Annotated in this window: 13 protein-coding genes; 7 read left to right on the top strand and 6 right to left on the bottom strand. The window is 72.2% G+C overall.

Going from position 1 to position 11,117, the window contains the following annotated elements; all coding sequences use genetic code 11:
* The first annotated feature begins 256 nt into the window (after positions 1-256).
* Positions 257-1,126 carry a DUF6542 domain-containing protein gene (locus CCN39_RS14165; protein ID WP_167455079.1) on the top strand — a complete coding sequence of 290 codons (870 nt, stop codon included), beginning with the start codon at positions 257-259 and terminating at the stop codon, positions 1,124-1,126.
* A 127-nt stretch (positions 1,127-1,253) separates the two neighbouring features.
* Here CCN39_RS14165 and CCN39_RS14160 read toward each other — a convergent pair whose 3' ends face one another.
* Complete coding sequence (locus CCN39_RS14160) at positions 1,254-2,249, bottom strand: 4-hydroxy-3-methylbut-2-enyl diphosphate reductase (protein ID WP_167455078.1); 996 nt, start codon at positions 2,247-2,249, stop codon at positions 1,254-1,256.
* A gap of 141 nt (positions 2,250-2,390) precedes the next feature.
* On the opposite strand from CCN39_RS14160, the gene CCN39_RS14155 reads away from it, so the two are divergent.
* From CCN39_RS14155 to CCN39_RS14130, 6 genes are all read left to right on the top strand, one after another.
* On the top strand, positions 2,391-3,110 hold the full coding sequence (locus CCN39_RS14155; protein WP_086842150.1) for a lipid droplet-associated protein: 720 nt from the start codon (positions 2,391-2,393) through the stop codon (positions 3,108-3,110).
* Positions 3,107-4,354 (top strand): exodeoxyribonuclease VII large subunit, encoded by a 1,248-nt coding sequence (gene xseA, locus CCN39_RS14150; protein ID WP_086842148.1) that lies wholly within the window; start codon positions 3,107-3,109, stop codon positions 4,352-4,354. Before CCN39_RS14155 ends, xseA begins: the two co-directional genes overlap by 4 nt.
* The gene (locus CCN39_RS14145; protein WP_086842147.1) at positions 4,351-4,749 is read left to right on the top strand and encodes a class I SAM-dependent methyltransferase; all 399 of its coding nucleotides are present in this window, start codon (positions 4,351-4,353) and stop codon (positions 4,747-4,749) included. Before xseA ends, CCN39_RS14145 begins: the two co-directional genes overlap by 4 nt.
* Positions 4,746-4,976, top strand: a complete 231-nt coding sequence (locus tag CCN39_RS14140) for an exodeoxyribonuclease VII small subunit (protein ID WP_086842144.1) — start codon at positions 4,746-4,748, stop codon at positions 4,974-4,976. Before CCN39_RS14145 ends, CCN39_RS14140 begins: the two co-directional genes overlap by 4 nt.
* A gap of 85 nt (positions 4,977-5,061) precedes the next feature.
* The gene (gene glpX, locus CCN39_RS14135; RefSeq protein WP_167455077.1) at positions 5,062-6,111 is read left to right on the top strand and encodes a class II fructose-bisphosphatase; all 1,050 of its coding nucleotides are present in this window, start codon (positions 5,062-5,064) and stop codon (positions 6,109-6,111) included.
* Between the two features lie 8 nt (positions 6,112-6,119).
* Positions 6,120-6,869 (top strand): S1 family peptidase, encoded by a 750-nt coding sequence (locus CCN39_RS14130; protein WP_244210781.1) that lies wholly within the window; start codon positions 6,120-6,122, stop codon positions 6,867-6,869.
* 1 nt (position 6,870) lies between these two features.
* Here CCN39_RS14130 and CCN39_RS14125 read toward each other — a convergent pair whose 3' ends face one another.
* The 5 genes from CCN39_RS14125 to CCN39_RS14105 all read right to left on the bottom strand — a co-directional run bounded on the left by CCN39_RS14125 (position 6,871) and on the right by CCN39_RS14105 (position 11,083).
* Positions 6,871-7,860 carry an NAD(P)/FAD-dependent oxidoreductase gene (locus CCN39_RS14125; RefSeq protein WP_167455076.1) on the bottom strand — a complete coding sequence of 330 codons (990 nt, stop codon included), beginning with the start codon at positions 7,858-7,860 and terminating at the stop codon, positions 6,871-6,873.
* A 49-nt stretch (positions 7,861-7,909) separates the two neighbouring features.
* Complete coding sequence (locus CCN39_RS14120; protein WP_086842142.1) at positions 7,910-8,557, bottom strand: TetR/AcrR family transcriptional regulator; 648 nt, start codon at positions 8,555-8,557, stop codon at positions 7,910-7,912.
* Between the two features lie 45 nt (positions 8,558-8,602).
* Entirely contained in the window at positions 8,603-9,904 is a 1,302-nt protein-coding gene (locus CCN39_RS14115; protein ID WP_086842140.1) for a lipase family protein, read from the bottom strand.
* An 85-nt stretch (positions 9,905-9,989) separates the two neighbouring features.
* Positions 9,990-10,454 (bottom strand): OsmC family protein, encoded by a 465-nt coding sequence (locus CCN39_RS14110; RefSeq protein WP_086842138.1) that lies wholly within the window; start codon positions 10,452-10,454, stop codon positions 9,990-9,992.
* The gene (locus tag CCN39_RS14105; RefSeq protein WP_086842136.1) at positions 10,451-11,083 is read right to left on the bottom strand and encodes a GntR family transcriptional regulator; all 633 of its coding nucleotides are present in this window, start codon (positions 11,081-11,083) and stop codon (positions 10,451-10,453) included. The genes CCN39_RS14110 and CCN39_RS14105 overlap by 4 nt, the downstream gene beginning before the upstream one ends.
* Positions 11,084-11,117 lie beyond the last annotated feature (34 nt).

Below are 11,117 nucleotides of genomic sequence, written 5' to 3'. Positions count from 1 at the left end.
CGATCACCACCTCGGCCCCGCACCCGCCCGCCGCCGAGCCCTCGCAGCCAGCACCTTCCCAGCCGCCCGGCGCGAGCGCCCCTCCGTCCACGAGTTGTCGTCGGCAAGCCGCCCGGGGCACCCTTGCTTCAGCGGGCCGCCGGCTCGCTCGCGAGTGCTACCCCACGCCGCCGGGTCGTGGCCGTGGGTGGCTGTCGGCCCACGTCGGCGGCGGTGCTGGCAAGATCTTCACAACCACGAGATACGGTGTTGCCCTGTGACCGCGATTCGCGATCGCCAGAGCGATCCAGATGCCGACGACGTCCCCGTTGCGTGGGATGAGCGTCCTGTCGTCGGTTCGAGGCGCGGACTGCCCTGGTGGGCGGCGGTCCTGGTCGGCCTCGGCCTGGCGATCGTTGGCGCCCTCCTGGGCAAGCCCAGCCAGGGCAGCATTCCGCTGGTCTTCACCGTCTGCTACATCGCCGGGGCCGTGATCGCGGTCTGCGCGGTGAAGCGCCGCGGCCTGTTCGGGCCCATGGTGATGCCGCCGCTGGTGTTGGCCGTGACCGTGCCCGGCGTGATCCTGCTGACGTCCGGCTCGCAGGGCGACGACATGCTCTCGAAGGCGCTGAACATCGGCACCCCGCTGATCAACGGCTTCCCCACGATGGCCATCACCACCGGCATCACGCTGCTGATCGGCTTCGTCCGCATCTTCCGCGAGCGCGACCCGGACGCCCCGAAGAAGGGCAAGAAAGCCGACGAGGACAAGCGGCCCGCCGAGCGGCCCCGGCCGGCCGGGTCGAACCGGACCGGGCAGACCCCGCTCCCGCAAGGCGCCCGGCGTGGCCGGGAAGGCGAACCGCCGCGCCGTCCACGTCCACCCGCGGACGGTGAACGCCGCGCACCCCGCCAAGGTGCTCCCGCCGAACGCGACCGGAGCACCCGCAAGCCGCCGCCAGCCGCCCGGCGCGCGCCGCGTCCGGAAGAGGGTGACCCGCGTCGGCGCGAGCCGCGTGGTGACGCTCCGCGGCGGCGTCCGCGTCCGCCCGAGGACGGCCGGGACAACCCGCCGCCCCGGCGCCCGTCCGGTGGGCGGGGCGCTCCGCCGCGCCGGAACCGGCCTTGGGACGAAGAAGAACGCTGATCTCACGCGCGCCAAGAGGCATCGCGCGTGATCGGAGGGTCATCACGCGTGATTGACGGGTCGACACGCGTGACTGGAGGGACGACACGGCGGCGAGCCGCGGAAGCGACCCGCCGCCGGAACGGCCTCAGACCTTCCGCAGTTCCTTCGGCGGCGCGAACGAGATCTTCTCGTTGGCCGTCGTGACCTCGTCGACGTCGGCGTAGCCGCGCTCGGCCAGCCAGTCGAGCAGCTCCATGACCAGCACGTCCGGGACCGACGCGCCGGACGTCACGCCGACCGTCGTCACACCGGACAGCCAGGCCTCGTCGACCTCGTGCGCGAAGTCGACCAGGTACGACGCCCGCGCCCCGGCCTTCAGGGCCACCTCGACCAGGCGCTTCGAGTTGGACGAGTTCGTCGACCCGACCACCAGCACCAGGTCGCACTCGGCCGCCATCGCCTTGACCGCGACCTGGCGGTTCGTCGTCGCGTAGCAGATGTCGTCGCTCGGCGGGTCCGCCAGCCCCGGGAAGCGCTCGCGGAGCTGGTCGACGCGCTCCATCGTCTCGTCGACCGACAGCGTCGTCTGGGACAGCCAGATCACCTTCGACGGGTCGCGCACCTCGACCTTGTCGACGTCCTCGGCCTTGTCGACCAGCTGGACCTTGTCCGGCGCCTCGCCGGCGGTGCCCTCGACCTCCTCGTGGCCCTCGTGGCCGATCAGCAGGATGTCGTAGTCGTCCTTCGCGAACCGGTTGACCTCCTTGTGCACCTTCGTCACCAGGGGGCAGGTCGCGTCGATCGTGCGCAGGTTCCGCTCGGCCGCCTCCGCGTGCACCATCGGCGAGACGCCGTGGGCGGAGAACACCACCAGCGCGCCCTCGGGCACCTCGGACGTCTCGTCGACGAAGATCGCGCCGCGCTCGCGCAGCGTGTCGACCACGTGCTTGTTGTGCACGATCTCCTTGCGGACGTACACCGGGGCGCCGTAGACCTCGAGGGCCTTCTCGACGGCGATCACCGCGCGGTCGACGCCGGCGCAGTAACCACGGGGTTTGGCGAGCAGCACCCGCTTGCCGGAAGCGGTTCCGGTGATCGTCGGGGTACCCGCGGGCTCGATTCCGGGACTCGCTGAACTCATGCCCCCAGGGTACGGGCAGCCTCGAGACGACCTCGAAGTCCCTTTCGGGTGAGCTTCGTCCCCCTACCGGGCTGTGCCGGTCGTCACGCGCTGCGCCTGTCCGGTTGGGCAGGAGCGGCGGTCATGCGGCAGGCTGGACCCATGAAGCCATTCCCGCTCCCCCTCCGGGTCGCCGCGGGCCTCGCCGTCTCCACCGCCGAGCGGGTTCGCGAACTTCCCCGGCAGCTGGCCGGGCTCCCGGTCACCGTGGTCAGCCAGGTGCTGCAGGCCTCCATGCGGGTGCAGCAGCACGTCACCGAGCTGGCGATCAAGGGCGACAACGCCCTGTCGAGCCTGCGCCCGATCGAGGACACCCCGAGCTGGGCGACCTTCGACGAGGACTCCGAACCGGACGTCCCCCCGGCCCGGCCGAAGTTCGCCGAGGTGCCCGAACCCCGCTCGGAGATCAACGGCCGCGTGCCGTCGGCGTCCGAACTCGAGGCCGAGCTCGGCGATCCGTGGGCCGAGGAGGAACGCGCGCTCGCCGAGGACCACGCCGACGGCGAGCACGACACCGAGGACGAACCGCCGAAGACGCCCAAGCCCGGCACGCCCAAGGTCGACAAGAAGACCAAGAGCGAAACGCCCAGGACCAGCGCCGCGGGCTACGAGGGGCCGGCCGGGCTGACCGGTTACGACCAGCTCACCCTCCCGCAGCTGCGGGCCCGGCTGCGCCAGCTCTCGATCGAGCAGCTCGAGACGATCCTCGAGTACGAGCGCACCCACGCCGACCGCTCGTCGTTCACCGGCATGCTGTCCCGCCGGATCGCCAACGCCCGCAAAGCGGAAGAGGCCAAGGAAGACGGCGCGGAAGGCCAGTGAGCACCGAGTCCGCACAGGCTCCCGCGAGCACCGCGGAATCGCCGTGGCCGGTCCGGACCGTCGCCCGCAAGATCGGCGACTGGATCCACCGGCTCGGCACCGTCTGGGTCGAGGGCCAGGTCACCCAGGTCAGCTCGCGCCCGAACACGCAGACGGCGTTCCTGACCCTGCGTGACCCCTCGGCGGACGTCTCGATGTCCGTCACCTGCCCGAACTGGCTGATCCGCGAGATGGAGCCGCCGCTGCGGGAGGGCGCGAGCGTCGTCGTGCACGCGAAGCCGTCGTACTTCTTCGGCCGCGGCACGATCAGCCTGCGCGCCGACCAGATCCGCGCCGTCGGCATCGGTGAGCTGCTGGCCCGGATCGAACGCCTGCGCAAGCTGCTGGCCGCCGAAGGCCTGTTCTCGCCGCAGCGCAAGCGGCCGATCCCGTTCCTGCCGAAGGGCGTCGGGCTGATCACCGGCCGCGCGTCGGCGGCGGAGCGGGACGTCCTGGCCAACGCCCAGCGCCGGTGGCCGCACGTGCGGATCAAGGTGCTCAACACGGCCGTCCAGGGCTCGCAGGCCGTCCCGCAGGTCATGCGCGCGCTGCGGATCTTCGACGCCGACCCCGAGATCGACGTCGTCGTCATCGCCCGCGGCGGCGGCAGCGTCGAGGACCTGCTGCCGTTCTCCGACGAAGCGCTCTGCCGCGCGGTGTCGGCCGCCGGCACGCCCGTCGTCAGCGCGATCGGGCACGAACCCGACACCCCGCTGCTCGACCACGTCGCCGACCTGCGCTGCTCGACGCCGACCGACGCCGGCAAGCGGATCGTCCCGGACGTCCGCGAGGAGACCGAGCGGGTCCGGCAGATGCGCGATCGCGGGCGCCGCGCCCTGCACGGCTGGGTCGACACCCAGACGCGGCTGCTCACCCAGATCCGCAGCCGCCCGGCGCTGGCCGACCCGCTGGGCCCGATCCAGCGGCGGCAGGACGACGTCGACGTCCACCGCGAACGCGCCCGCCGCGCCATGCTGAGCCTGCTCGCCAAGGATCAGGCCGAAATCGCGAACGCGCGGGCCCGGCTCACCGCGCTCGGCCCGGCGGCGACGCTGGCCCGCGGGTACGCGGTCGTGCAGTTCGTCGACGCCGAAGGCAACCTCCAGGTACTCCGCTCCGTCTCCGAAGTCGAGGCCGGTGCCCAGCTGCGCGTGCGCGTGGGCGACGGCGCAATCAAGGCGGTGGCGGAAGGAGCGCAGGAATGAAGGGGACGTTCCTCCCGCTCACCATGGACGCGGCCAGGAAACTGGGTGCGCGCCCGCTGCTGGACCAGGCGGTCCGCACCGACCGCGCCGCCGCCGAGTGCTGGACGGCCCTGCTCGCCGGCTGCGGGACCGCCGCCCGCCGCGACCTGGGGCCGCAGCTGCGCCGGCTGTCCGAGGCGACGTCCCTGCAGGTCGGCTCCCGGTGGTGGTTCGCCGAAGGCGCGGACCACCGGAAGCGGGTGGCCGGGGCGCAGGAGAACCTCGAAGAGGCGATCGCGGACGGTGACGGGCAGGAGTTCGCTCTCGCCTTCGTGGGGTACGACCACGCGATGGCCAGCGCGGTAGTGTGCGCGAACAGCGTGCAAGCCCGGAAGGTCGGAGAACACCGAGCGTGAGTGAAACCACCAGCGAGGAACTCGGCTACGAGCAGGCCCGCGATCGCCTCGTGGAAGTCGTCCGCGAGCTCGAAGCGGGCGGGCTCTCCCTCGAGCAGTCGCTCGCGTTGTGGGAAAAGGGCGAGAAGCTCGCGAAGGTCTGTGAGCACCATCTCGAAGGCGCCCGCGAGCGCATCGAAGCCGCACTGGCCTCGGTCGAAGACGGCGAGACCGACTCCGCGCAGTGAGGTAGGCCATGCCGACGGTATCTGGAAACAACGCGGGTATCTGACAGACTGTTGACCCGCCAGTTCCACGATCCGGGAGGCACAGATGCCCGCCGCAGACAGTCGTCGTGAAGCGCCCGACCGCAACCTCGCGATGGAGCTGGTCCGGGTCACCGAAGCCGCCGCCATGGCCGCCGGCCGGTGGGTCGGCCGCGGGGACAAGATCGGCGGGGACGGCGCGGCCGTCGACGCGATGCGCCAGCTCGTCTCGACGGTGTCGATGCGCGGGGTCGTGGTGATCGGCGAGGGCGAGAAGGACGAAGCCCCGATGCTGTTCAACGGCGAAGAGGTCGGCAACGGCGACGGCCCCGACTGCGACGTCGCGGTCGACCCGGTCGACGGCACCACGCTGATGGCCAAGGGCATGCCGAACGCCCTCGCCGTGCTCGCGGTCGCCGAGCGCGGCGCGATGTTCGACCCGTCCGCGGTGTTCTACATGGAGAAGCTGGCCGTCGGCCCGGAGGCGGCGGGCAAGGTCGAGCTGGGCGCGCCGATCGCGGAGAACATCCGCCGGGTCGCCAAGGCGAAGAACAGCAGCGTCGGCGACGTCACCGTGTGCATCCTCGACCGCCCGCGGCACGAGCAGATCATCAAGGAGGTCCGCGAGGCCGGCGCGCGGATCCGGTTCATCTCCGACGGTGACGTCGCGGGCGCGATCGCCGCGGCCCGCCCGACCACCGGCGTCGACATGCTGATCGGCATCGGCGGCACCCCCGAGGGCATCATCGCGGCCTGCGCGATGAAGTGCCTCGGCGGCGAGCTGCAGGGCCGGCTGTGGCCGAAGGACGACGCCGAGCGCGAGAAGGCCCTCGCCGCCGGGCACGACCTCGACCGGATCCTGCTGAACGACGACCTCGTGCGCGGCGACAACGTCTTCTTCTGCGCCACCGGCGTCACCGACGGCGACCTGCTGCGCGGCGTCCACTACCGCGAGGGCGGGGCGACGACGCAGTCCATCGTGATGCGGTCCAAGTCCGGGACCGTCAGAATGATCGACGGCTACCACCGGCTGAACAAGCTGCGGGCGTACTCCTCGGTCAACTTCGACGGCCACCTGGACGCGCCCGACGACGACGTCGTGCCCCCGCTGCCGTAAGGAGATCCGTGACCAGGCGACTGCTGGTTCTGCTGGCCCTGCTGGCCGTCCTGGTCCCCGGCACCGCCACGGCCGCCCCCGGCATCGTCGGGGGCGCCAACGCCGACCAGCCGTACCCGTTCACGGTTTCGCTGCACTCCGCGTCGGGCAAGCTGTTCTGCGCCGGTGCGCTGATCGCGCCCACCTGGGTGGTCACGGCCGCGCACTGCGCGTTCGGCAAGACCCCGGCCGACATCTCGCCGCGGACGGGCACGAACGACGTGGCTCAGGGCGGCGAGGTCGCCCAGGTCGCCGGCATCGTGGTGAACCCGGCGTTCAACACCCAGAACCCCGCGGGCGACATCGCGCTGCTGCGGCTGACGGCGCCGGTCGCGGCCGCGCCGATCGGGCTCGCGACGGCCGCGTCGCCGGGCACCGCGACCCGGATCGTCGGCTGGGGCCAGACCTGCCCGAAGCTGAACTGCGGCGGGCTCCCGACGACGTTGCAGCAGCTCGACACGAAGATCGTCGAAGGCACCCGGTGCACGGCGGGGTTCGACGGCACGGCCGAGCTGTGCACCGACAACCCCGGTGGCAAGTCCGGGGCGTGCTTCGGCGACTCCGGCGGCCCGGAGATCGTCCGCGACGGCGACCACTGGCTGCTCGTCGGCGTCACCAGCCGCCCGGGCAACAACGCCCCGGAATGCGCGACGGCGCCGTCGATCTACACCTCCGTCGTCGCCTACGCGCCGTGGATCGCGGAGAAGACGAAGGCCTGACCTACTCGGCGTTGCTCGAGTGGCCCGGGAACAGGTGGGCGTCCGGGTCGAGCGCGACGGCGATGTTGTTGACGGCCGTGGCCGCTTCGCCGAAGCCGGTCGCGATCAGCTTCACCTTTCCCGGGTACGCGGCGACATCGCCCGCCGCGTAGACGCGTTCGCGCGCGGTCGCCATCGTCGAGTCGACGGCGATCGCGCGGTGGTGGATCTCCAGGCCCCAGCTCTCGATCGGGCCCAGGTCGGCGGTGAATCCCAGCGCCGCGACCACGGCGTTGGCCGGGAGCCGCTCGTCGCCGCTGCCCTTGATCGAGACGTCGACGGCTTCGAGCGAGCCGTCCGGCGCTTCGACGAACCGCGTGACCTCGGCGTCGGTGATGATCCGGGTGCCGAGCTCGCGGGCCTGGCGGACGATCGACTCGGCGGCGCGGAACTTCGCGCGCCGGTGCACCAGCGTCACGCTCGCCGCGACCGGGTGCAGCGCGAGGATCCAGTCGAACGCCGAGTCGCCGCCGCCGACGACCACGACGTGCTGCCCCGCGTGCGCCTGCAGCGAGGGGACGAAGTGGACCATGCCGCGGCCGAGCCAGCCGTCGCCGGCCGGCAGCGGGCGCGGGGTGAACTCGCCGATGCCCGCGGTGATCAGCACCGCGCGGGCGCGCAGCGTCTCGCCGCCGTCGAGGGTCAGCTCGACGCCGTCCCCGGCCGGCTCCAGCTTCTCGGCCTTGCGCCCCAGCAGGTACTTCGGCTTGAACGGCGCGGCCTGCTTCACCAGGCCGTCGACCAGGTCGCGGCCACGGACCTCGGCGAACCCGCCGACGTCGTAGATCATCTTCTCCGGGTACATCGCGGTCACCTGGCCGCCGGGCTCGGGCAGCGAGTCGACCACCGCCATCGAGAGGCCGCGGAACCCGGCGTAGTAGGCGGCGAACAGGCCCGTGGGGCCCGCGCCGATGATCACGATGTCGTAGGAGTCCCCAGGGACTTCAGTCATGCTCGCTCCAGCCAGTGGTGGATGGCGGTGATCGAGAACACAGCCGATCCTAGCCGGATCGCGCGGGGATGTTCCGGTGTCCGTACAGGCCGAGCAGCCAGGTGTGCCGGATCGCTTCGCGGGCGCGGTCGTAGGCCTCGCCGGTCGCGAGCCAGATGGCCTGGGTGAGCAGCTCGATCGTCGCGGCGACGACGGTGCGGGCGGTGAACGGCGGCGGGAGCGGCAGTCCCGGCTCGGTCGTGCGCAGCCACACGGCCGTCCGGTCGAACACCGCTTCGCTCGCGCGCAGCATCTCTTCGCGCGCCTCGAGGCCCGCGTCGCCGAGGGCGTAGATCTCCAGGAGGACGGCGCGGGCCACCACGGGACGGCGGCGCACGTAACCGACGACGAAGTCGCCGCACGCGGTGACGGCGTCGAGCGGGCTCGGCGCCTCGGCCGCCACCGCGACCCCCTGGCCGAGGAATTCCCCGGTCACCGACCGGTAGGCGGCCAGGAACGCGGCCTGCTTGCCGGTGAACTGCTCGTAGAACGACGTGCGGGACACGCCCGCGGACGCCGTGACGTGGCCGACCGTCGTGGCCGCGTAGCCGCGTTCACCGACGTTGGCCAGCACCGCTTCGACCAGCCGGGCGCGCTGGGCCCGCGCCACCTCTTCCCGGCTGAGGCTGTGCGGCCCTTTCGGGAGACGGGTCTGCATCGCGGCACCGTACCCGGCGGGCGGACCCGCCGGGTACGGCCGCGGTCAGGCCGGCTGTTCCGGGTCCAGCGCGTTGCCCGCCGGGATGCGCCCGCAGCTCGACGGCGCCGCCTTCCCGGCGAACCGGTCGGCCAGCCAGGCGATCGCCGCGGGCGCCCACGCCGCCGCGCCGCCGACGTGGCTGAGCGCGTCGTACTGCGTGTACTTGACGGAGTCGTTGCCGGTGGCGCAGTACTGGCGGGCCAGTGCCCGGACGTCGCCGGCCACCATCACGCCGTCGCCGGTGCCGATGCCCGGCTGGTTGCTCGTGGTGCCTTCCAGGAATCCGGCGTTGCCCTGGGCGATGAACCCGGGCACCGACGGGGTCGGCGCGGACCCGATGTTCACCTTGTTCACCGCCGCGACGAACGGCGGCACCGAGTTCGGGTTCGCGTACTCGGGCTTCGCGATCTTCTGCCACGTCAGGCCCGGGTACCGGCCGAGGGCGGTGATGATCGACGCGTGCTCCAGCTCGTCGAGCACCTTCAGCCCGTACTCGCTCGCGTAGGGGCGCAGGTCGATGCCGTAGCCGCGCGCGACGCCGATCAGCGCCATCGGGATGACGCCGGACCAGACCGGGCTGCCGCCGACGTACTTCAGGTTGTGCGCGGGATCGACGAGCACGCCGCCTTCGGTGAAGCCGACGAGGTTTTCGTCGACGTCCGGGGCGTAGCCCGGTGCCAGTGCGGCCGCCCAGCCGGTCGCGATCGCGCCGCCCGAGTACCCGAGGAGCCCGAACTTCGTGCTCTTGGTCATCCCCGTCGCGGCCGAACTCGTCGCGGCGCGGATCGAGTCGAGGGTGTTCGTGCCGTACTCCGGCCCGGCGGCGAAGTCCGCGGTCTGCCCTTCGGTGTCGGGCACGACGACGTTGTAGCCCAGCAGGAGCGACGGCAGGAGCAGCAGCGACTCGCCGTTGGGCAGGAGACCGCCGAGGGTGACGTCCCCGGCGATCGCCCGCGACGGCGCATCGGCGGGGTCGAGCGAGTCGTAGGCCGACTGGTACGAAACGGCTTTCGTGGTGTCACCGGTGATGCTGCGGACGACCGAGGTGACGTTCGCGGCCGGGCGGCCCTGCGCGTCGGTGGTCCGGTAGAGCAGCTGGACGGCCCGCACCGGCGTCGCCAGCCCGACGACGTGGTAGGCCAGGGTCCGGGTCTTGAGGACGGTCCCGGGCGCGTAGGACGACAGCGGCGCGCTGCCGTCGTAGGCGTAGAAGGAATCGGACGACGAGGCGGCGGCCGGAGCGGCCGGAGCGGCGGCCAGGGTCAGCGCGAGCGCGGCGGCGAACGCGGCGGTGCGAACGGTCATGACTCCCCTTTGAATCATGAAGCTGATCACGCGGATCGCCGTAACCTACCAGCGAGTAGGTGTCATGTACAGCCGCGTACACGATTCAGCGACACCGCACGACCGGGACGTGCCGCACCGGGAAGTTCACCGAGTTCGCGATGAAGCACTGCTGGTGGGCGTCGTGGTGCAGCGCCGTCGCCGGTTCGGCCATGCTCGCGTCGGCCACCGTCACCTCCGGCCGCAGGACCACTTCGGCGAAGCGGCCGCCGTGGGCGCCGTCCTCCCGCATGACGCCGCTCGCGCGGTCGACGTAGCCGGTCACCACCACGCCCGCCCGGGCGCACACCGACAGGTACGTCAGCAGGTGGCACTGAGACAGCGTTGCGATGAGCAGGTCCTCGGGGTTCCAGCGGTCGGCCGCGCCCAGGAACGCCGGGTCGGCGGAGGCCGCCAGGGTGGGCTTGCCCGCCGCTTCGACGTCGTGGTCGCGGGCGTAGCCGCGGTAGTGCGTGGTGCCGGGCTCGCCGGTCCAGCGCACCGTGACCGTGTAGTGGTGTTCCCTGCTCATGCTTCGGTTCCTCCCAGTGCGGACATCGTCGACAGGACGTGGGTGCGGGCGAGGGCGGCGGCGTCCTCGGACCGCCCCTCGGTGATGGCGGCGACCAGGTGCCGGTGCTCCTCGTCGACCTGCGCGGTCCGGGCGGGCGCGGCCAGCGAAGCCCGGGTGGAGACGGTGATCCGGTCCCAGAGCCGGTCGAGCGCCTCGGCCGCCGGCGGGTTGCCGGCGAGCACCGCGATGTGGCGGTGGAACGCCCGGTTGCGCCGGACGCCTTCGGCGAGGTCACCGCTTCGGGTCGCGCGGTCCGCCTCGTCGGCGAGGTGTCCGAGGCGGGCGAGGTCGGCCGGGGCGAGTTCGCCCGCCCGCCGCCGGTCCGCCGCCAGTTCCGCGGTCAACGCCTCCAGCGCGGCCCGCACGAGGTAGGCGTCCCGCACTTCCTTCGCCCCCAGTTCGACCACGGTCACGCCGCGGCGGGCGGGCTGCACCAGACCGTCGCTTTCCAAGCGCCGCAACGCTTCCCGCACCGGCGTGCGGCTGACGCCGAGCCGGTCGCACAGCTCCTGCTCGGTCACCGGCCGCCCCGCCGGGTACGTCCCGAGCACGATCAGGCCGCGGACTTCGTCGTAAACCGAATTCACCGGCCACCTCCGTTCTGCATCCAATGTATACAAT

The organism is Amycolatopsis kentuckyensis, assembly GCF_002155975.1.
In the GTDB taxonomy this organism is placed as follows: Bacteria; Actinomycetota; Actinomycetes; order Mycobacteriales; family Pseudonocardiaceae; genus Amycolatopsis; species Amycolatopsis kentuckyensis.
This window is presented reverse-complemented; position numbering and strand designations above follow the sequence as displayed.

Coding starts and splice junctions, on each gene's coding strand:
- CCN39_RS14160 (WP_167455078.1), bottom strand. CDS start 2,249: ATGAGTTCAGCGAGTCCCGGAATCGAGCCCGCGGGTACCCCGACGATC.
- CCN39_RS14155 (WP_086842150.1), top strand. CDS start 2,391: ATGAAGCCATTCCCGCTCCCCCTCCGGGTCGCCGCGGGCCTCGCCGTC.
- CCN39_RS14145 (WP_086842147.1), top strand. CDS start 4,351: ATGAAGGGGACGTTCCTCCCGCTCACCATGGACGCGGCCAGGAAACTG.
- glpX (WP_167455077.1), top strand. CDS start 5,062: ATGCCCGCCGCAGACAGTCGTCGTGAAGCGCCCGACCGCAACCTCGCG.
- CCN39_RS14125 (WP_167455076.1), bottom strand. CDS start 7,860: ATGACTGAAGTCCCTGGGGACTCCTACGACATCGTGATCATCGGCGCG.
- CCN39_RS14120 (WP_086842142.1), bottom strand. CDS start 8,557: ATGCAGACCCGTCTCCCGAAAGGGCCGCACAGCCTCAGCCGGGAAGAG.
- CCN39_RS14115 (WP_086842140.1), bottom strand. CDS start 9,904: ATGACCGTTCGCACCGCCGCGTTCGCCGCCGCGCTCGCGCTGACCCTG.
- CCN39_RS14110 (WP_086842138.1), bottom strand. CDS start 10,454: ATGAGCAGGGAACACCACTACACGGTCACGGTGCGCTGGACCGGCGAG.